We start from the raw sequence: 18,835 nt of genomic DNA on the forward strand, positions 1-18,835 counted from the left end.
GCCGGCGGATGCGGTCGAAGACATAACGTCATCATCGCAGCCACCACCGACAAATCCGGGCCGCTCCATCCCCGCTGCTGAACGCAGGTAGCGTTGGCCCGATGGCGGGATCCGACAACGAACATCTGGCCGCAATGCGCAAGGAGTACGGTTCCAAGGAGCGCGACGGCAGCCCCGACCTCGACGTCGACTGGCTCGACGACGGCTGGCTTGCGTTGTTGCGCAAGTGGATTAGTGATGCGGAGCGTGGGGGCGTGGCTGAGCCCAACGCGATGGTGTTGGCCACCGTCAGCGGGGGGAGGCCGGTCAGCCGGTCGGTGCTGTGCAAGGGCGTCGACGAAGACGGGATCGTCTTCTTCTCCAACTACGACTCGGCCAAGGGTAATCAGCTGGCCGAGATGCCATACGCCTCGGCGACCTTTCCGTGGTATCTACTGAACAGGCAGTTCCACATCCGTGGGCCGGTCACCAGGGTCGATCCGGCGGCCACGGCGAGCTACTGGAACAACCGGCCGCGCGGCTCACAACTCGGCGCGTGGGCCTCGCGCCAGTCCCAGCCGATCGCCTCGCGCGCCGCCCTGATCGATCAACTGGGCCAGGTGACCGACCGCTTCGCCGACGACGAACATGTCCCGGTACCGCCGAACTGGGGCGGGTACCGCATCGCCCCCGCCGAAGTCGAATTCTGGCAAGGCCGAGAAGACCGGTTGCACAACCGAATCCGCGTCGTCGGCGGGCGCGTCGAACGCCTGCAACCCTGAGCACCCCGAGGCTTTCGCCGACACCGCGGCACCGCGGAATGCCGATCTCCGTCGGCTCTGGACGTCGGGAATCGTCACCGCCGTCGGCGCCAACCTGACCATCTTCACCCGGCCCGTGTGGGCATGTCCGAGTTGTTCGCCCTGGTGTCGCTGATCGTGTCCGGCCTGCCGCCGGAGGGCTGCTCAACTGGGTCGACCTGGCCGCGCTCGACCTGATCGACACCCCCACCACGATCGCTCCGATCTGGGCGACGTTCCGCCCGGCACCGATGCCGGCGCTGGAAGCGGGCGACGGGAGAGGAGCGCTGGCCGTCGTCGGGGTGCTGTTGGCAGTGCTGGTCGCGCCGGTCTTCAATCGTTATCGCGCTGCGATACGCGCGCCGGACTAAGACCGGCGACGAGCCGCCCGAGAATGGATGTGGTTGCCGTCGCACCCAGACCTCACCCCCGGGCAGGCGAGCGGTCGCTGTAACGACTACCTTTGCGCTATAGGCATCCAGCCGGGCCAGCATTCACACGCAAGCGCAAAGGGGTTCCCGTGGCCGCAACCGACGACTCCGCCACTCTCAAGTACCCGGGTGGTGAGTTGGACCTGGAAATCGTCCACGCCACCGAGGGAGCCGACGGCATCGCGCTCGGGCCACTGTTGTCCAAGACCGGTTACACGACCTACGACAACGGCTTCGTCAACACGGCGTCCACTAAGAGCTCCATCACCTACATCGACGGCGACGCCGGCATTCTGCGCTACCGCGGCTACCCGATCGATCAGCTCGCCGAGAAGTCGACGTTTATCGAGGTCAGCTATTTGCTGATCAACGGTGAGCTGCCGAACTCCGAGCAGCTGGCCGATTTCACCGAGCAGATCCAGCGGCACACCATGCTGCACGAGGATCTGAAGCGGTTCTATGACGGCTTCCCCCGCAACGCGCACCCGATGCCGGTGCTGTCCAGCGTCGTGAACGCGCTGAGCGCCTACTACCCGGATTCGCTGGACCCGGCCGACACCGAAGAGATCGATCTGTCCACGATCCGGCTGCTGGCCAAGCTGCCGACCATCGCCGCCTACGCCTACAAGAAGTCGGTCGGTCAGCCGTTCCTCTACCCGGACAACAGCCTGAACCTGGTGGAGAACTTCCTGCGAATGACATTCGGCCTGCCCGCCGAACCCTACGAGCCCGACCCCGAGATCGTGCGTGCGCTGGACATGCTGTTCATCCTGCACGCCGACCACGAGCAGAACTGTTCGACGTCGACGGTGCGACTGGTCGGCTCGTCGCAGGCCAACCTGTTCACCTCGATCTCCGGTGGCATCAACGCGCTGTGGGGCCCGCTGCACGGCGGCGCCAACCAGGCGGTGCTGGAGATGCTCGAGCAGATCCGGGAAAGCGGCGACGACGTCAGCGAGTTCGTCCGCAAGGTGAAAGACAAAGAAGACGGCGTCAAGCTGATGGGCTTCGGCCACCGGGTCTACAAGAACTACGACCCGCGCGCCCGCATCGTCAAGGAGCAGGCCGACAAGATCCTCGGCAAGCTCGGCGGCGACGACCACCTGCTGAACATCGCCAAGGAACTCGAAGAGGCGGCGCTGACCGACGACTACTTCGTCGAGCGCAAGCTGTACCCGAATGTGGACTTCTACACCGGGCTGATCTACCGGGCGCTCGGGTTCCCGACTCGGATGTTCACTGTGCTGTTCGCGCTCGGCCGGCTGCCCGGCTGGATCGCGCACTGGCGGGAGATGAACGGCGAGCCCAGCAAGATCGGCCGGCCGCGCCAGATTTACACCGGCTACACCGAGCGCAAGTACGCAGGCATCGACGCTCGCTAGTTTGCTGCGCGAGCAGACGCAGACTCGCGTATGCGCGCCCCGATTTGTGCGATTCTGCGTCTGCTCACCAGGTAGCCAGCACCGTCATCGCGGCGTTGTGACCTCCGATCCCGGAGATCGCTCCGCCGCGGCGTGCCCCTGAGCCGCACAACAGAATTCGGTCGTGTGCGGTGGCCACCCCCCACCGCCGCGCCGGGGTGTCGAGTCGGTCGTCGTCTTCGGTGAACGGCCAGGCCAATCCGCCGTGGAAGATGTTGCCGCCGGTCATGCCCAGTCGTTGTTCCAGGTCCAGGGTGGTGGTCGTCTCGATGCAGGGGCGGTCGTTCGCGTCGGTCAGCAGCACGTCCTGTATCGGTTCGGCCAGCACGGAATTCAACGATGCCAGCACGGCGTCGGTCAGCGCGTCAGGTTCGAACGCGCGGTGCGGGGTGTGCAGGCCGAACACCGTCAGCGTCGCCGCGCCCACTTCCTGAAGCGCCGGCGACAGGATGCTGCGGTCGGTCAGCGAATGGCAGTAGATCTCGCACGGAAGTGGATCCGGCAGAACGCTGCCGGCGGCTCGGTCATACGCCGCGTCGAGCTGCGTCCAGGTCTCGTTGACGTGGAACGTGCCGCCGAACGCCTGCTCGGGCGTTACGCCCGGGTCACGCAGCCGAGGCAACCGGCGCAGCACCATGTTCACCTTGACCTGGGCGCCCGGCGCCGACGTCGGCGCTTCTTCGCCCAGCAGGCCGGCGAGCGTCGTCGGCGTCACACCGGACAACACAAACCGGGCGCGCACCGCGTGGTCGTCGTCGTGCCGGCGGTAGCGCACCTCCCCGCTCGGATCGATCGCGTAAACCTCCGCGCCGGTGACGATTTCAGCGTCCTTCGCCGCCTTGGTCAACGCCGCGCTGACGGCACCCATGCCGCCGACCGGGACATGCCAGCCCCCGTCGCCGCCACCGAGTAGGTGGTACAGGAAGCAGACATTCTGCTGCAGCGACGGGTCGTCGAGTCGGGCGAAGGTGCCGATCAGCGCGTCGGTCGCCACCACGCCGCGCACCACATCGTTGCCGAGCGCGTCGGCGATCGCCGCACCGATCGGGCGCTCGATCATGTCCCGCCACGCGGCGCCGTCACCGACGTCCAAGCGCGCCTGCTCACGGGTGCGCAGCGGCTCCAGCATCGTCGGCCACAGCCGCCTCGTCACCTGCCGACAGCGCCGGTAGAACTCCGCGAAGGGCTGCTCGTCATCGTCGGCGCCGATCGCATCGAACGTCGACTCCCGCCCGACCAGCAGACCGGTCCGCCCGCCGGTGGCGGGATCGGGCGTGTAGGACGAGTAGGGTCGCGGCGCCAGCCGGACCGTCACGCCGAGGTCGTCGAGAATGCGCGACGGGAGCAGGCTCACCAGGTAGGCATACCGCGACAGCTGCGCCTCGACACCGGAGAAAACCTGTGCCGACACCGCGGCGCCACCGACGTGGCTCAGCCGCTCCAGCAGCTGCACCCGCAGCCCGGCCCGGGCCAGGTATCCGGCGGCGACCAGACCATTGTGCCCGCCGCCGACGATGACGACGTCGGCATCACGCGCAGCCATAGCTCAGCTGAGGTAGCCCTCGACCTCGTCGGCGGACCGCACCGCGGCGTCGCCGGGATCGCCGCCGGTTTCGCGCAGCGCGCGACGCTGCCGCAGCAGGTCCCAGCACTGGTCGAGCTGGATCTCGAGCTGGTGCAGCCGTTTGTGCTCGTCGGATTCGCTGATCTCGCCGTGCTGGAGCTGTTGCCGAAGGGCGTTCTCCTCGGCGACGAGTTCGTGAATCCGAGCCAGTGCAGCGGAATCTTCAGTGTCGGTTGTCACGGGTCAAGTGTGCCCGACTAGGACCTGATTGTCTGGCTCCTCAGCGGCCGATGCTCGGCCGCATCATCGCCCGACTAGGGTCGTTTGCGTGTCAAGCAAACCTGAGATTCAGTTCCCCGACGGCCCCGCGCCCGCTCGACTGGTGATCGACGACCTGACGGTGGGCGACGGCCCCGAAGCCGTGCCGGGCGGCACGGTCGAGGTGCACTACGTCGGCGTCGACTACGACTCCGGCGAGGAGTTCGACAGCTCGTGGGGCCGCGGCCAATCCATCTCGTTCCCGTTGCAGGGCCTCATCCAGGGCTGGCAGGACGGGATTCCGGGGATGAAGGTCGGCGGCCGCCGCCAGCTGACCATCCCGCCGGAGCAGGCCTACGGACCGGCCGGTTCGGGACATCAGCTCTCCGGCAAGACGCTGATCTTCGTGATCGACCTGCTCGGCGCCCGCTGAGCTCGAGGCTCAGCTCGGCGGAGGCAGCTGCAACAGCAGACGTGCTCCGCCGAGCGGGCTTTCCTGCAGCGCCGCGATGCCGCCGTGCAGCTGAGCCTGCTGGGCCACCAGTGCCAGGCCGAGTCCGGAGCCGGAGTGCGACGCGGTCGAACCGCGGGAGAACCGCTCGAACACGATCTGGCGTTCGTCTTCGGGCAGCCCGCTGCCGTTGTCGTCGACGCAGATCTCCACACCGGCCCGTGAGCTGACCGCGGACAGTTGCACCTTGGTCGCGCCACCATGTTTGACGGCGTTGGCGATCGCGTTGTCCACCGCGAGTCGAAGCCCGGCCGGCAGCCCGACGATGATGCAGGTCGGCGACGGCGCCAGCGACACCTCGAGGTCGGGGTAGATCCGCATGGCGTCATGCGCCGCGCGGTCGAGCAGTTCGGTGATGTCGACGGGCACATGGTCTTCCGACGTCGACAGCTCACCTTGGGCCAGTCGCTCCAGCGCGGAAAGCGTTGCCTCGATTCGTGATTGGGTGCGGACCACGTCGCTGAGCACTTCCTTGCGTTGCTCGTCGGGCAGGTCGAGGGTGGCCAGCACTTCGAGGTTGGTGCGCATCGCGGTCAGCGGGGTGCGCAGCTCGTGCGAGGACACCGCGGCGAAGTCGCGCGCCGACGTCAGCGCCTCGAGTGTGCGGTTCTGCTCGTCCCAGATCCGCTGCAGCATCCCGCGCATGGCCTCGGCGATCTCCACGGCCTCGCTGGCGCCGCGCACCTGGACCTGTGGATTCTCGTCGCCGGCATTGATCGACCGGGTTTGCTGCGCCAGCCTTTTGAACGGTCGCACCGCGAATGTAGCCAGTAGCCAAGCGAATACGGCTGCCGCCGCGATCGAGAACAGGCAGATCAACAGCACCCGGCGATGCAGGTTGTTGGTGTCGGCGATGGTGGAGTCGTAGGTGGCGCCGACCTCGACCGCCATCGGGTGCGGTGCCGGGATGTTGACCGTGCGCACCCGGTAGCGCACCCCGTTGACGTAGGTGTCCGCGTAACCCGCGGGTAACTCGGGCAGCGTGACGGTGGTGTTGGACGTGACCTCGCCGCTGGCGTGGCGCACGGTGATGATGGCGTCCTGGTCGCTGGGCGACTTCGGAATCTCACCCAAACCGCGGGGCAGGAACGGGATCGCGAAGCCGGCCGCCTCGTCGAGACGGCGGTCCAGCCGCTCCTTGCGGTCGTTGGTGATGCCGAACCACACCACGACGCCGACGATGAGCACCGGGATGGCTGCACCGATGACGGTCGCCACCACGACGCGGGCACGCAGCGACGGCGTTCGGGTCAGAATTCGCTGCAAGAAGTTCATGTTTCGTCCCGTCACTGCATGCGCAGGACGAATCCCACGCCGCGGACGGTGTGCAGCAGCCGTGGGCCGCCGCCAGCTTCCAGCTTGCGGCGCAGGTATCCAATGAACACGTCGACGACGTTGGTGTCGGCGGCGAAGTCGTAGCCCCACACTAATTCCAGCAGCTGGGCGCGCGACAACACCGCCGTCTTGTGCTCGGCCAGCACGGCCAGCAGGTCGAATTCACGCTTGGTCAGGTCGACGTCGACACCGTGGACCCGGGCGCGGCGGCCCGGGATGTCGACCTCCAGCGGGCCGACGGTGATGGTCTCCGACGAGGTGGACGGGGTCGAGCCTTTTCTGCGCAGCAGCGCCCGCACCCGCGCCACCAGCTCGGCCAGCACGAACGGCTTGACCAGATAATCGTCGGCGCCGGCTTCCAGGCCGGCCACCCGGTCGTCGACCGAGCTGCGCGCCGACAGCACACAGACCGGGACGTCGTTGTCCATCGCCCGCAGCGCGGTCACCACGCTCACGCCGTCGAGCACCGGCATGTTGATGTCGAGCACGATCGCGTCCGGCCGGGTTTCGGTGGCGCTGCGCAACGCCTCGGCGCCGTCGACAGCGGTCGACACCTCGAAGCCGGACAACCGCAGTCCGCGCTCCAACGAGGCCAGCACGTCAGAGTCATCGTCGACAACCAATACCCGCGGTGAGGCCGCGCCAGTGTCCATGCCGCCTATGATGCCTGATTATCCTGCTTAGCTGTGGGAACAGCCACCGGAGCAGACCCGGCGCGGCGACTCGACCGCAGTCCGGCGCCGTCTGACATGGCTAACCGAGAACTAGCGAAGCCCGATGTTGCGGTAACGCCGTAACCGGGTCGCCATCCGGTCAGGCATCGCGCGGAGCGCGTGCAGTTCGACCGCGATCGCCGCGGACAGTCGTTCGGAGAACTCGACAGGCTCGTCGGCGGCATCCGGGTGCTCGGGCACGACGGCGTCGACGATGCCGCACGCTAACAAGTCGACCGACCGGACACCTTGAGCGGCGGATAACTCGGCAGCGTGGGCGGTGTCGCGGAACACGATCGCGCTGGCGCCCTCCGGCGGCAGCGGCGCCAGCCAGCCGTGTAGCGCGGCCAGCACCCGGTCGGCGGGCACCATCGCCAGCGCCGGCCCGCCGCTGCCCTGGCCGAGTAGCACCGACACCGTCGGGGTGTCCAGCGTGACCAGCTCGGCCAGGCAGTGCGCGATCTGGCCGGCCAGCCCGCCCTGCTCGGCCTCGGCTGACAACGCCGGGCCGGCGGCGTCGATGACCAGTACCAGCGGCAGCCGCAAACCGGCGGCCAGCGTCATGCCGCGGCGGGCCTCGCGCAACGCGGCCGGCCCGACGAGCCCCCCGACAACGCGTTGCTGGCCGAGCAGTACCGCGGGTTGGCCGGCGAACCGGGCCAGCGCCAGCAGCATCGTCGCGGCTTCGCCTCCCCCGCAAGCGGGGCGTGCCCCCAGCTCGGTGCCCGACAGCAACACCTGGTCGGTGCAGCCGTGGCGCAGCAGGTGTCGCACGCCGGGCCGGTCCGGTCGCCGCGAAGCCAGCACGGAATCCCATGCCGGGACGTCGGGCAGCGGCTCGGGGCGTGGCCGCTCGGGCGGCGACCCCGGGTCATCGGCGACGACGGTGAGCGCCCGGTCGAGGATGCCGCGCAGCTCGCCGAGTGGCACGACGGCGTCGACCACCCCGTAGTGCTGCAGATTCTCGGCGGTCTGCACGTCGGGCGGGAACGGTTCGCCGTAGAGTTGCTGGTACACCCGCGGCCCCAGAAAGCCGATCAGGGCGCCCGGCTGCGCGAAGGTGACGTGGCCCAGCGAGCCCCACGACGCGAACACTCCGCCGGTCGTCGGGTGGCGCAGGTACACCAGATACGGCAGGTGTGCTTCCTTGTGCAGGGTGACCGCCGCAGCGATCTTGACCATCTGCAGAAACGCCACGGTGCCCTCTTGCATCCGGGTGCCGCCCGAACACGGCGACGCCAGCAGCGGCAGCCGCTCCACGGTGGCGCGCTCGATCGCGACGGTGATCCGTTCGGCCGCGGCGACACCGATCGAGCCGGCGAGGAAGTCGAACTCGCACACGACCACCGCCACCCGACGTCCGAACACCCGGCCCTCGCCGGTCAGCACGGACTCGTCGCGGCCGCTGGCGGCGTGCGCCTCGGCCAGTTCGCGGCGGTAGCTCTCACTCGTCGATACGGCGATCGGCGCGGTGTCCCAGCTGACGAATGAACCGTCGTCGAGCACCGCGTCGCGCAGTTCGTCGGTCCCGATCCGGCTCACCCGGCTGAGGCTACATATCAGCCTTGCGCGAGATCGAGGATGACGCCGGTGTCTTGGACGTAGCGCTCCCACAGCCCCAGCAGCTCGGCCAGCTTGTCGGGCCGCGACGAGGCGAGGTCCTCGATTTCGCCGGGGTCGGTGGACAGGTCGTAGAGCTGCCAGTCACCCGGGCCATACGGCTCGGGCAGGTGCAGCGCTTTCCAGTCGCCCTGGCGAATGGCACGGCGGCCGAACAACTCCCACCCGGTTCCGGTGACCTCGTCGTGCGCCGACTCGGCGTCGCCGCAGAGGTACGGCACCAGCGACCGGCCGCGCATCGGCGCCACTTCACGGCCGCGGTATTCGGTGCCCGGATGTGCCACCCCGGCGAGTTCAAGCACGGTTGGGGCGATGTCCATGACCGTGCTGAATGCGGTACCGATCTGTTGCTGTCGGTCGAACCCCGGCCAGGTGACGAAGCCGACCACCCGGATGCCGCCCTCGGTGGTGAACGCCTTGTGTAGGCGCGACGGCGCCGTCGCGGCCTGCGCCCAACGCGGGCCGTACCAGATGAACGAGTTGGGGGCGCCGACATTATCGAGGCTGTTGTCGAGGTTTCGTTCGATCTCGGCGGCGATCGCGCCACCGAGGATGGGCATCGCCTCGACGATCGCTCCCTCAGCACCGTTGTCGGACATGAAGATCACCACGGTGTTGTCGAGTTCGCCTGTTTGAGTGAGGTAATCGATCACTTTGCCGATGTTGTAGTCCATCCGGTCGACCATGGCGGCGTAAATCTCCATGGTCCGAGCGGACAGCGCCTGCTGTTCGGCGCTCATCTCGGCCCACTCGGGCTCCCCGTCGGGCACCACCGGGTGCGCGACGACGTCGCTGGGACACAGCCCGAGCCGCTTGAGTGCGGCCAGCCGCTCTTCGCGCAGCACGTCCGGGCCGTCGTCGTAGCGGCCGCGATACTTCGCGATGGTTTCGGCGGGGGCCTGTAACGGCCAGTGCGGAGCCTGAAAGGGCAGGTAGGCGAAGAACGGCCGATCCTGGTCCGCCGGACGCTCGCGGAGATACCGCAGCAGCGTGTCGGCATAGAAGTCCGACGAGTAGAAGTCGTCGTCGACCGTGACGAACTGATCGTCTTCGGTGTACCGCGACATGGCCGGCAGCAGATCGCCGGGCACAACTCCGTAATGGCTTGCGCCGCCTGGTAGTAGCGCGAAAGAACGATCGAATCCGCGGGCCCACGGTGTCCGGTCGATGGTGTTGCCGAGATGCCACTTGCCGGCCATCAGCGTCAGATAGCCGGCATCGCGCAACAGCTCGGGCAGCGCGACCACCCGGTCGTTGAGGTATCCCTCGTAGCCGGGCTGCCCACGGAACTGCGGAGCCACCTCGAGCATGGTGCCGATGCCGGCGATGTGGTGATCGGTTCCGGTCAGCAGCATCGACCTGGTCGGCGAGCAGGCGGGTGCGGAGTGGAAGTCGGTCAGCCTGAGCCCCGCGTTCGCCAGCCGGTCCAGGTTGGGGGTCTCGATTTCGCTGCCGAAGGCGCCGATGTCGGAGAACCCGAGGTCGTCCGCCACGATCACCAGAAAGTTGGGCCTCGTCACGGGGAAGCATCCTGTCAGGTCTGACGGTCGAATGGAACGGTCCGGCGACCGGAGGTTCACGGTGCCCGCCCGGCCCATCCTCGGGCCCTGCGGGCCCGCATTGTCGCCGAACTAAGCTGACCCCATGATTGGAGTCACCCGCGTCGACGACGTCCTGACCATCGAGTTGCAGCGTCCCGAACGGCGCAATGCGCTCAACTCTCAGCTCGTCGAGGAGTTGCGCGAGGCGATCGAAAAGGCCGCCCGTGACGACGTGCGGGTCGTTGTGCTGACCGGGCGGGGCACGGTGTTCTGCGCCGGCGCCGACCTGAGCGGTGACGCGTTCGCTGCCGACTACCCGGATCGCCTGATCGCGCTGAACTTGGCGATCGACGCGACGCCGGTTCCGGTGATCGCCGCAATCAACGGCCCGGCCATCGGCGCGGGTCTGCAACTGGCCATGATCTGTGACCTCCGGGTGGTGGCACCCGAAGCGTTCTTCCAGTTTCCGACATCGAAATATGGCTTGGCATTGGACAACTGGAGCATTCGCCGGTTGTCGTCGCTGGCGGGCCATGGGCGCGCCCGGGCGATGCTGCTGACCGCGGAGAAGCTGACCGCCGAGACAGCGCTGCAGACCGGCATGGCCAACCGGATCGGGACGCTGGCCGACGCACAGGCCTGGGCCGCCGAGATCGCCGGCCTGGCCCCGTTGGCGCTGCAGCACGCCAAGCGGGTGCTCAACGACGACGGCGCCTACGAAGACCAGAGGCCTGCCCACAAGGAACTGTTCGACAAGGCGTGGGGCAGTCAGGACGTGATCGAAGCACAGGTCGCGCGGGTGGAGAAGCGGCCGCCGAAATTCCAGGGAGCCTGATCGGATGTTGCGCGGAGCACTGCGACTGGCAGTGGGTACGGTCTCACTCGTGACGGGCGGGTGGGCGCTGCGTGCGCTGCACGGCGCACCGGCTGCGCTCGGCGCCCAGCCGTCCGACATCCGCGGCGTCGCCGAACGCTCGCCGAACTTCCACGACGGCGTCTTCGTCAACCTGGAGCGGGCCTCGTTCAATCTCGACACCGAGGAACAGCGAAATATTCTGTGGGAGTTGATCACCGGCCGGGCCGCAGCTCGGCCGACGGTTGACATCCCGCTGATCACGCCCGATTCGCGCAGCTTCGACGCTCCCGCCGGTCGGATCGCGGTCAGCTGGTTCGGGCACGCGACGGCACTACTGGAAATCGACGGCTACCGGGTGCTCACCGACCCGGTCTGGAGTGAACGCTGCTCGCCCTCGGACGTCATCGGACCCGGCCGCATGCATCCGCCGCCGGTGTCGCTGGACGCCCTGCCCGCCCTGGACGCGATCGTGGTCAGCCACGACCACTACGACCACCTCGACATCGACACCATCATCGGTTTGGCACGAAGTCAGTGGGCCCCGTTCGTGGTACCGCTCGGCGTCGGATCGCACTTGCGGGAGTGGGGCATTGCCGACGAGCGCATCATCGAACTCGACTGGAACGAGCGCACCCAGATCGACGAGCTGACGTTGATCTGCACACCGGCCCGGCACTTCTCCGGCCGGTTCCTGAACCGCAACGCCACCCTGTGGGCGTCGTGGGCGATCATCGGCCCGGCGCACCGAGCCTACTTCGGCGGCGACACCGGCTACACCAAGAGTTTCGCCGACATCGGGGCCGAGCACGGACCCTTCGACGTGACGCTGATGCCGGTCGGCGCCTACAACAAGCACTGGCCGGACATCCACCTGAACCCCGAGGACGCCGTTGCGGCCCACCTGGACGTCAACGGCGGACTGCTGGTGCCGATTCACTGGTGCACATTCCGGTTGGCGCCGCACCCCTGGGCCGAACCGATCGAACGGCTGCTGGCCGCCGCCGAGGCCGCCGGCATCTCGGTAGCGGTACCCAAGCCTGGTGCTCGGGTAGATCCAACGGCGCCAATAGAATTCGAGCCGTGGTGGCGACTCGACGAATCTTCGCAGTAATCAACAACTCTGAAGGGACGGAAAATGGGATTTCTGGACAAGGCCAAGGACCTGTTGTCGCAGAACGCCGATACCGTGAACTCCGCGATCGAGAAGGCCGGCGAGTTCGTCGACTCCAAGACCGACGGCAAGTTCAAAGACGTCGTCGACAAGGCGCAGCAGGCGGCGAAGAACGCCATCCACGATGGCAAGGGCGAGTAGCAGAAGCACACTATGGCAAAGCTTTCCGGATCCATCGACGTCCCGCTCTCGCCCGACCGGGCGTGGGAGCACGCGTCCAACCTCTCCCGCTTCAAAGACTGGCTGACCATCCACCGGGTCTGGCGGAGCAAGCTGCCCGATCGGTTGGAAAAGGGCACGGTGATCGAGTCGATCGTCGAAGTCAAGGGCATGCCCAACCGAATCACCTGGACGATCGTGCATTACCAGCCGCCGGAGTCCATGACGCTCAACGGTGTCGGCGTCGGCGGAGTCAAGGTGAAGCTGTTGGCCAAGGTACGAGCGAAGGGCTCTGACAACACCGAGTCGGTGGTCAGCTTCGACGTGCACCTCGGCGGCCCGGCGTTGTTCGGGCCGGTCGGCATGATCGTCGCCGCCGCACTCAAAAGCGACATCAACGAGTCCCTGCGTAAGTTCGTGACGGTGTTCGCGCCGGCCTGAGCGCCCCGGCTACTGTCGCAGCATGCCCCGCTTGAGCTCCGGTTGGATGGTCGCGCTGTTCGCCGCGGTGGTGTCGGTGAGTGCCTGGCTGCCGTGGTTGACGACGGGGACGGCCGGCGGCGGCCGGGCCAACGCGATCGGCGGCAGCACCGGCAGCCTGCACCTGCCGCACGCGTTCGGGCCAGGGCAGTTGATCGTGGTGCTCTCGTCCACGTTGTTGGTGGCAGGTGCCATGATCGGCCGGGGGTTGTCGGTGCGGCCGGCATCGGTTGCCGCGCTGGTCATCTCGTTGGTCGAGGTGGCACTGACGGTGCGGTACTACTCCGTCAACGTGAAGCCGCCGGTGTCAGCGGCCTACGGTCTGTACGTCGGGGGCGGTGCCGCCGTCGCGGCGGTGTTGTGCTCGGTCTGGGCGCTGGCGGCATCGCTGCGTCGCTAGTCGACGCTGACGTGCGCGCCGGTCAACGGCAGGGCGCACTGGTCGCAGGTCAGCTGTCCGACGAACGGCCGGCCGCAGCCGAGGTGGGTGAGCAGCACCGCCGGCCCCTCCGGCGCGCGGAACCAATGTTGCCCGCATTGCAGGGCGGCAATGATGACCGGGAAGAGCGCCCGCCCCTTCTCGGTGAGCAGATAGCGCTGCCGGGAGATGTCCATCACGCCGTTGGCGCAGAACGTCTGCAATCGGCCGGACAGCAGCGACGGCGGTGCCCCGAGCTGGGTCTGGAAATCCGAGAAGCGGCTGGTGCCCAGGAAAGCACACACCAATAGCGCCGCAGCCCAACGATTTCCGAATACACTCATCGTCTCGGGAAACAGCCCGGCCTGGCCCGCGCTGGACCTGCGACGAGTCGACCCGTCGGGAACCGAGCGCTGCCACGACCCGCTCGGGCCCCAGCGCGCCGCGACGTCTTTTTCGGTCACCGCGTCGCCGCACGCCCGGCAGGTCAATGTCGGTGCGAATTCGCTGCCGCACGGGGTGTGTCGCATGCCCGGAAGCTGGTGGACGTGATCGGGCACCCACCGCCGCTCCCACTCCCAGATCGATAGCAGCACCGGCCAGAACGCCCGTCCGCGTCGGGTGATCAGGTATTCGGCGCGCACGGGTCGAGTCTGGTACTCCGTGCGGGCCAGCAGTCCGCTGTCGGTCAGCGCCCGTAATCGATTGGTAAGCACCGTGTTCGAGATCGGCAGGCGCTGGATGAAGTCGCCATACCGGGTGGCTCCCAGCAGGGCCTGCTGGATGATCAGCAGCGTCCACTCGTCACCGAGCAGACCCAGGATGCGACCGACCGCGTTGGTGCTGCCGGGGTTCAGCGCCGTCGGCTCAGACGTCATGCCAATGGCGCAACTGCGAACCCGCTGCCCAGGTCGCGTGGGTTCCGCTGGAAACCCGTTCGGGCAGAGCCAGTTTGCACACCGGGCCGTCGCTGAACCGGGCGGCGTCGAAGATCACGCAATAGGACGCGTCGGCGCCCATGTCGGTGGTCAGCGTGATCAGGTACCCGTCGTCCTCGGCGGTGGCGTTCGGTCGCGGGGCCATCGCGGCCTCGCTGCCGTAGACCCCGTCGGCGAACTGGTAGTGCTGTTCGCCGCCGGTCCGCAGGTCGTGTTTGACCAGCCCGTCGAACAGGAACCAGCCCGGTTTGCCGGTGGCGGTGTAGGTGTAGCGGTAGTTCGCTGCGGCGTAGTCTGGGTTGATCGTCCCGAATTCGGTGATCGACTCCGACAACCGCTCTTCCCTGACCTCGCCGGTGACCAGGTTGAATCGCCACCGGTGCAGGCTAGATTGCAGGCGATCCAAGGCGAGGAAGCGAAACAGCTTGTCCCACTTGTTGCCACCGGTGTCGGCCGGCTGGGGGGCGCCTTCGTAGAAGCCGTCGAGCACGATCTCGTCGCCGTCTTCGTAGGCGTTGGTGAAATGCAACACGAACGTCGGGTCGGCTTCGAACCAGCGGATGTCGTTGGTGTTGCCGCGCCGCGGTACCACCGCGAAGCGTGACGGCAGGTCGGGGTAGAACCGGGGCAGATGCACGTCGTGGTCGAGCAGGTCCGGATCCCAGAACAGTGGGAAATCGTTGAGAATGACGTAGTTTTCGGTGAACGCCATGTCGTGCGGCAGCCGCGGTCCGGGTAACGGGATGTCGATGTAGTGCGCCAGTTCGTTGCTCTGGTCGACGACGCCGTAATGCAGGTACGGCGCCCGCTTGCTGTAGTTGAAGAACAGCAGTTCACCGGTTTTCGGGTCGACCTTCGGATGGGCCGACACACCCCAGTCGACCGGGAACTTCCCGTTGAAGGTCTCCTTGCCCAGTGTGGTGGCCGACAACGGGTCGACGCGATACAGGTCGCCGCACTGGTAGAAACTGGTCAGCGCGATGCCGCGGTGAACGACGACATCGGTGCTCGACGCGTCCTTCATCCGGCTGCGGGCGCCGCAGCCGCCGTCGCGCTTGGCCAGCTGCACCGGCTCGGCCAGACCGGGCCACAGCGCCTCGCCCGCCTCGTTCTCGGCGAGGAAGCCGTCGGTGCGGACAAAACGATTGCGGTAGAACGTGTTTCCGCCTCGGAATCCGACGATGTGCAGCATGCCGTCGCCGTCGAACGGGTGATAGGTCTGCAGCGCCGGATGCAGCGGGTTCTCGGTGTTGCGCAGGTAGACGCCGTCGAGGTCGCGGGGGACCTCGCCCTGCACGGCGACCAAGTCGTCGGCGTCCCACTCGTTGGTCTGCGGCCGCCACGGCCCGGTCCGGTACGGGTGGTCGTCGTCCTCGGGCAGGGTCGACAGGAACTTGCCGACGACTGCGACGTCCATCAGCGCACCTCCTTGACCACGAAGCTGGCCGTGGTGGCGGTGCTACCGCCGAAGTTCAGCGTGCCAAAGGCTTTCGCGTTCTCGACCTGGTAGTCGCCGGCCGTGCCGCTGACCTGTTTGGCTGCGTCGACGAGCATCCGGACGCCCGACGCGCCAACCGGGTGGCCGCCACCGATCAGGCCGCCACTCGGGTTGATCGGCAGCCGTCCACCGTTCTCGATCTCTCCGTTTTCGATGGCCTTCCACGACTCGCCCGGACCGGTTAGCCCGATATGGTCGATGGCCAAATATTCACTGGGAGTGAAGCAGTCGTGCACCTCGATACCGTGCAGGTCGTCGAGGGTGGCTTGCGCGCGATGCAACGCGTCGAGCACGGCGGCGCGCACATGCGGCATGACGTAGGGGTCGTCCGCGGCGCGGGTGAGTTTCTGTTGCAGGCCCAATCCAACGGTGCGATGCCCCCAGCCGGCGATGCGGGCGATCGGCCGTGCGGCGGGATGGTCGCGCAGGAACTTGTCGGTGACCAGGACGACGCCGGCGCCGCCGTCGGTCATCTGGCTGCAGTCGAAACGCCGCAGCCGGCCCTCGATCAGCGGGTTGGCCTCGTCGTCGTCGCCGATCGGATCGGGCACCGACCATTGTCTGTTCTGCGCGTTGGGATTTCGGCGTGCGTTGCCGAAATTGAGCTGTGCGATTGCCCGCAGGTGGTTTTCGTCGATGCCGTAGCGGCGATCGTATTCGTCGGAGAGAGTGGCGAACATCGACGGCCAGAGGAATTTCGCGTCGGGCACGGTTTTTTCCAACTCGACGCCGAGGACCAGAGCGGTGTCGTAGTTGCCGGCGTGCAGGTCGGCCATCGCGGCCAGGGCGGCCATGCTGCCCGACGCGCAGGCCGCCTCGTGCCGCGACGCCGGGGTGTCCCACAGCCCGTCGCACACGGTCGCGGGCATCGCGCCGAGATGACCTTGCTCGGCGAACAACTCGCCGAATGCGTTGGCGATGTGCACGACGCCGATGGCCGCGGCGTCGATCTTGGCTTCGGCAAGCGTGGCGTCGACGACCTCGCGGGTCAGGTCCGCGAAGTCCAGGCCTTCTTTGGTGAGGTTTCGGGCGAAGTCGCTTTGATAGCCGCCGAGGATCCAGACACCCACGTCCATTTCCCGCACGTTACTACAACTAAAAGAGTGACACACCAGGGTTGGCCGGGGCGATCTCACCAGCTCTCGGCTGAACCGGCGAGATCTGAGCGGACACGCAGGTCGACCAACGTGTACGCCTCTCGGAAAGCATTGCCCCCGAGGCCGCGGGACAAACCTCTTTCCGGCGAACCGGACTAATCGTCTCCACGCGCGACGGGGTTTTTGGAATCAGAACACCACTGCGACCACGAGCCGGGGAACAGCGCCGCCTGATAGCCCGATGCGGCGAGGGCCGCGACCGTGATCGCAGCCGTCACGCCGGAGCCGCAGTACGCACCGATCTTGTTGTGGTCGACGCCGCGCTCGGCGAGCAGGCGCGCGATCGCAGCGTGGGCCAAAAAAGTGCCGTCGGTGTTCAGCACCGCGCCGCTGGGCAGGTTTTTAGCCCCGGGGATGTGGCCGGCAACCGGGTCGATCGGCTCGACCTCGCCCCGGAACCGCTCCGGTGTACGGGCATCGAGCAGGTCGACGTCATTGACGTGGCACGCGCTCAGGGTTGGCAGCGCGCCGTCGTCGAGGTCGTCGTGTGTGACGGTTGCGTTGCCCGGCGGCGGCTCGACCGCACCGCTATCCAGACCGCCTCCGGCCGATCGCCAGGCGCCCAGACCACCGTCGAGGATGCGCACATCGGCGATGCCGGCGGCGGTCAGCACCCACCACGCGCGCGCCGACCCGGCCCGGTTCCAGTCGTCGTAGACGACGGTCGGTACGGCTCTGCGGACGCCCCAACGCCGCGCCGCGGCTTCGACGCTGCGCCCAGCCGGCAGCGGGTGTCTGCCCCGGCCGATCACCGAGTGGTCGCTGAGCTCGTCTTCGAGTGAGACGTAGACCGCGCCGGGCAGGTGGCGATGCAGATACGCCGCGTGGCCGTCGGGCTCGTCGAGCCGCCAGCGCACGTCGAGAATCGTCACGGGTTCACCGGCGTCGATCAGGTCGGCCAACTCCGCGGCGGTGATCAGCACGCTTATGGCCTAAACCCCAGATCGTGCAGGGCGTCGACGCAGCCGGCGAGCCAGTCGTTCAGATTCGCCGGCGGGGACCCGCCTTTCACTTCCACTTGACACGCCAGCAGCGCGGTGTAGCCGGTCTTCATCTCGCTTGCGAGGTACGCGTGATTCTGCGGGATCGCGTAAAAGTCGTGCTCGGAGTGGTAGCCGTCTTTGTAGGACGGGCTGTTGACGTTGGCCGGTGGCGGGCTGTTGACCGGGCCGGGCGCGGTGTTGACCGGGCCGTGCGGACAGCCACTGGCCGGGCACTGCGGCGGATCGGCATGAGCCAACGGCGCGGGGCCGATGGCGGCTATCGCGATAGCCGCGGCGGCGAGTATCGAGCGGTCGAACACAGTGCGCATCATTTCATGTGCGCGAGCCCGCGGCGGACTTTCACGAAAACCGGCAGCAAGCCACTGCGCAGCGAAGCAGCTGGATCGGGTTCGTTCAAAAAGCCTCAGACGGAACAGATTTGACTGGAATTTCATGCTTCTTAGGTGGGTTGCTATTAGCCTGAGCAAATTCGACGATCGTTGCCGCATGCGGTAAAGGACAACGGTGGTGAACGTTCGTCGATTCGGTCGGCTGTGCGTGCTGGCGCTCGGATTGAGTGTCGCAGTGGCGGTTACCTCCTCGTCGGGTGTGGCCGCGGCCGACACCCCGACGGACTGGTGGGCGTCGACCGATGGGCTGCTGGCTTTGCCGGCGTCGTCATCGGGTCTGGATCTGGCCATCTCCTACGACGGCTACACCCTGCTGCAGGACGGCGACGCCACCGCCCACCCCATCGCCGGCGAATCTGGCCTGGCGATTGCCGACGGCAGCGGCGCATTCGCTTACGCCCTTGCCGGGCCCGGATCAGAAGATCTTTGATCTCGGCCTGGCCCCCTTCCATCGAGCGCACCCGCGCATTGGTGTCATCGGACTTGGTCGCGAGCAGGTCGACTTTGCCCTCTACGCGGTGCAGTCTTGCGGTGTGGTCACGTACGGGGGTGGCGATGTCTCGCTGGTTGGCCCCGAGTACGTTCACTGCTG

General features: G+C 67.3%; 20 protein-coding genes and 2 pseudogenes. 10 read left to right on the forward strand and 12 right to left on the reverse strand.

Translation table 11 applies throughout. The features are described from left to right. Window positions 1-101: 101 nt before the first annotated feature. The 3 genes and pseudogenes from pdxH to ABDV69_RS17030 all read left to right on the forward strand — a co-directional run bounded on the left by pdxH (window position 102) and on the right by ABDV69_RS17030 (window position 2,592). Window positions 102-761 carry a pyridoxamine 5'-phosphate oxidase gene (gene pdxH / locus ABDV69_RS17020; protein WP_343576468.1) on the forward strand — a complete coding sequence of 220 codons (660 nt, stop codon included), beginning with the start codon at window positions 102-104 and terminating at the stop codon, window positions 759-761. A 13-nt stretch (window positions 762-774) separates the two neighbouring features. Beyond that, window positions 775-1,036: pseudogene (locus ABDV69_RS17025) on the forward strand (hypothetical protein); the annotation flags it as partial. Between the two features lie 263 nt (window positions 1,037-1,299). Further along, on the forward strand, window positions 1,300-2,592 hold the full coding sequence (locus ABDV69_RS17030; protein WP_343576469.1) for a citrate synthase: 1,293 nt from the start codon (window positions 1,300-1,302) through the stop codon (window positions 2,590-2,592). Between the two features lie 64 nt (window positions 2,593-2,656). Here the strand turns inward: ABDV69_RS17030 and ABDV69_RS17035 are convergent, their stop codons facing one another. Together ABDV69_RS17035 and ABDV69_RS17040 are read right to left on the reverse strand one after the other, a co-directional pair. Then, entirely contained in the window at window positions 2,657-4,174 is a 1,518-nt protein-coding gene (locus ABDV69_RS17035) for an NAD(P)/FAD-dependent oxidoreductase (RefSeq protein ID WP_343576470.1), read from the reverse strand. Between the two features lie 3 nt (window positions 4,175-4,177). Further along, window positions 4,178-4,435, reverse strand: a complete 258-nt coding sequence (locus ABDV69_RS17040; RefSeq protein WP_343576471.1) for a DUF2630 family protein — start codon at window positions 4,433-4,435, stop codon at window positions 4,178-4,180. An 88-nt stretch (window positions 4,436-4,523) separates the two neighbouring features. Between ABDV69_RS17040 and ABDV69_RS17045 the strand changes: the two genes are divergently transcribed. Continuing rightward, window positions 4,524-4,886, forward strand: coding sequence for an FKBP-type peptidyl-prolyl cis-trans isomerase (locus ABDV69_RS17045; RefSeq protein WP_343576472.1), 363 nt, complete (start codon window positions 4,524-4,526; stop codon window positions 4,884-4,886). 9 nt (window positions 4,887-4,895) lie between these two features. Here ABDV69_RS17045 and ABDV69_RS17050 read toward each other — a convergent pair whose 3' ends face one another. The 4 genes from ABDV69_RS17050 to ABDV69_RS17065 all read right to left on the reverse strand — a co-directional run bounded on the left by ABDV69_RS17050 (window position 4,896) and on the right by ABDV69_RS17065 (window position 10,152). Beyond that, window positions 4,896-6,239 (reverse strand): HAMP domain-containing sensor histidine kinase, encoded by a 1,344-nt coding sequence (locus tag ABDV69_RS17050; RefSeq protein WP_343576473.1) that lies wholly within the window; start codon window positions 6,237-6,239, stop codon window positions 4,896-4,898. A gap of 11 nt (window positions 6,240-6,250) precedes the next feature. Beyond that, on the reverse strand, window positions 6,251-6,961 hold the full coding sequence (gene prrA, locus ABDV69_RS17055) for a two-component system response regulator PrrA (protein WP_343576486.1): 711 nt from the start codon (window positions 6,959-6,961) through the stop codon (window positions 6,251-6,253). A gap of 102 nt (window positions 6,962-7,063) precedes the next feature. Beyond that, window positions 7,064-8,554, reverse strand: coding sequence for a carboxyl transferase domain-containing protein (locus tag ABDV69_RS17060; protein WP_343576474.1), 1,491 nt, complete (start codon window positions 8,552-8,554; stop codon window positions 7,064-7,066). 17 nt (window positions 8,555-8,571) lie between these two features. Continuing rightward, window positions 8,572-10,152, reverse strand: a complete 1,581-nt coding sequence (locus ABDV69_RS17065) for an arylsulfatase (RefSeq protein ID WP_343576475.1) — start codon at window positions 10,150-10,152, stop codon at window positions 8,572-8,574. Between the two features lie 124 nt (window positions 10,153-10,276). On the opposite strand from ABDV69_RS17065, the gene ABDV69_RS17070 reads away from it, so the two are divergent. The 5 genes from ABDV69_RS17070 to ABDV69_RS17090 are packed head-to-tail and all read left to right on the forward strand — an operon-like array spanning window position 10,277 to window position 13,239. Then, window positions 10,277-11,008, forward strand: a complete 732-nt coding sequence (locus tag ABDV69_RS17070; RefSeq protein WP_343576476.1) for an enoyl-CoA hydratase — start codon at window positions 10,277-10,279, stop codon at window positions 11,006-11,008. Between the two features lie 4 nt (window positions 11,009-11,012). Continuing rightward, window positions 11,013-12,140 (forward strand): MBL fold metallo-hydrolase, encoded by a 1,128-nt coding sequence (locus tag ABDV69_RS17075; RefSeq protein ID WP_343576477.1) that lies wholly within the window; start codon window positions 11,013-11,015, stop codon window positions 12,138-12,140. 24 nt (window positions 12,141-12,164) lie between these two features. Further along, window positions 12,165-12,341 carry an antitoxin gene (locus ABDV69_RS17080; RefSeq protein WP_343576478.1) on the forward strand — a complete coding sequence of 59 codons (177 nt, stop codon included), beginning with the start codon at window positions 12,165-12,167 and terminating at the stop codon, window positions 12,339-12,341. A gap of 12 nt (window positions 12,342-12,353) precedes the next feature. Next, complete coding sequence (locus ABDV69_RS17085) at window positions 12,354-12,800, forward strand: SRPBCC family protein (RefSeq protein WP_343576479.1); 447 nt, start codon at window positions 12,354-12,356, stop codon at window positions 12,798-12,800. A gap of 22 nt (window positions 12,801-12,822) precedes the next feature. Further along, complete coding sequence (locus tag ABDV69_RS17090) at window positions 12,823-13,239, forward strand: hypothetical protein (protein ID WP_343576480.1); 417 nt, start codon at window positions 12,823-12,825, stop codon at window positions 13,237-13,239. On the opposite strand, the gene ABDV69_RS17095 is transcribed toward ABDV69_RS17090, so the two are convergent. The 5 genes from ABDV69_RS17095 to ABDV69_RS17115 form a co-directional block, all read right to left on the reverse strand. Then, window positions 13,236-14,135 (reverse strand): winged helix-turn-helix transcriptional regulator, encoded by a 900-nt coding sequence (locus tag ABDV69_RS17095; protein ID WP_343576481.1) that lies wholly within the window; start codon window positions 14,133-14,135, stop codon window positions 13,236-13,238. The two genes, ABDV69_RS17090 and ABDV69_RS17095, sit on opposite strands and share 4 nt — an antisense overlap. Continuing rightward, on the reverse strand, window positions 14,125-15,612 hold the full coding sequence (locus tag ABDV69_RS17100; RefSeq protein ID WP_343576482.1) for a carotenoid oxygenase family protein: 1,488 nt from the start codon (window positions 15,610-15,612) through the stop codon (window positions 14,125-14,127). The genes ABDV69_RS17095 and ABDV69_RS17100 overlap by 11 nt, the downstream gene beginning before the upstream one ends. Next, window positions 15,612-16,769 (reverse strand): acetyl-CoA acetyltransferase, encoded by a 1,158-nt coding sequence (locus tag ABDV69_RS17105; protein ID WP_343576483.1) that lies wholly within the window; start codon window positions 16,767-16,769, stop codon window positions 15,612-15,614. Before ABDV69_RS17105 ends, ABDV69_RS17100 begins: the two co-directional genes overlap by 1 nt. A gap of 176 nt (window positions 16,770-16,945) precedes the next feature. Beyond that, window positions 16,946-17,773, reverse strand: coding sequence for a sulfurtransferase (locus ABDV69_RS17110; RefSeq protein ID WP_343576484.1), 828 nt, complete (start codon window positions 17,771-17,773; stop codon window positions 16,946-16,948). Window positions 17,774-17,775: 2 nt separating this feature from the next. Further along, the gene (locus tag ABDV69_RS17115; protein ID WP_343576485.1) at window positions 17,776-18,162 is read right to left on the reverse strand and encodes a hypothetical protein; all 387 of its coding nucleotides are present in this window, start codon (window positions 18,160-18,162) and stop codon (window positions 17,776-17,778) included. 199 nt (window positions 18,163-18,361) lie between these two features. Between ABDV69_RS17115 and ABDV69_RS17120 the strand changes: the two genes are divergently transcribed. Next, window positions 18,362-18,673 (forward strand): hypothetical protein, encoded by a 312-nt coding sequence (locus tag ABDV69_RS17120; RefSeq protein WP_343576487.1) that lies wholly within the window; start codon window positions 18,362-18,364, stop codon window positions 18,671-18,673. Here the strand turns inward: ABDV69_RS17120 and ABDV69_RS17125 are convergent. Next, window positions 18,651-18,835 (reverse strand): annotated as a pseudogene (locus ABDV69_RS17125) (hypothetical protein); the annotation flags it as partial. The gene ABDV69_RS17120 and the pseudogene ABDV69_RS17125 overlap by 23 nt on opposite strands.

The organism is Mycobacterium sp. (assembly GCF_039583785.1).
Lineage (GTDB): Bacteria > Actinomycetota > Actinomycetes > Mycobacteriales > Mycobacteriaceae > Mycobacterium.

Coding starts and splice junctions, on each gene's coding strand:
- ABDV69_RS17095 (WP_343576481.1), bottom strand. CDS start 14,135: ATGACGTCTGAGCCGACGGCGCTGAACCCCGGCAGCACCAACGCGGTC.
- ABDV69_RS17085 (WP_343576479.1), top strand. CDS start 12,354: ATGGCAAAGCTTTCCGGATCCATCGACGTCCCGCTCTCGCCCGACCGG.
- ABDV69_RS17115 (WP_343576485.1), bottom strand. CDS start 18,162: ATGCGCACTGTGTTCGACCGCTCGATACTCGCCGCCGCGGCTATCGCG.
- ABDV69_RS17050 (WP_343576473.1), bottom strand. CDS start 6,239: ATGAACTTCTTGCAGCGAATTCTGACCCGAACGCCGTCGCTGCGTGCC.
- ABDV69_RS17075 (WP_343576477.1), top strand. CDS start 11,013: ATGTTGCGCGGAGCACTGCGACTGGCAGTGGGTACGGTCTCACTCGTG.
- ABDV69_RS17035 (WP_343576470.1), bottom strand. CDS start 4,174: ATGGCTGCGCGTGATGCCGACGTCGTCATCGTCGGCGGCGGGCACAAT.
- ABDV69_RS17070 (WP_343576476.1), top strand. CDS start 10,277: ATGATTGGAGTCACCCGCGTCGACGACGTCCTGACCATCGAGTTGCAG.
- ABDV69_RS17105 (WP_343576483.1), bottom strand. CDS start 16,769: ATGGACGTGGGTGTCTGGATCCTCGGCGGCTATCAAAGCGACTTCGCC.
- pdxH (WP_343576468.1), top strand. CDS start 102: ATGGCGGGATCCGACAACGAACATCTGGCCGCAATGCGCAAGGAGTAC.
- ABDV69_RS17090 (WP_343576480.1), top strand. CDS start 12,823: ATGCCCCGCTTGAGCTCCGGTTGGATGGTCGCGCTGTTCGCCGCGGTG.
- ABDV69_RS17080 (WP_343576478.1), top strand. CDS start 12,165: ATGGGATTTCTGGACAAGGCCAAGGACCTGTTGTCGCAGAACGCCGAT.
- ABDV69_RS17100 (WP_343576482.1), bottom strand. CDS start 15,612: ATGGACGTCGCAGTCGTCGGCAAGTTCCTGTCGACCCTGCCCGAGGAC.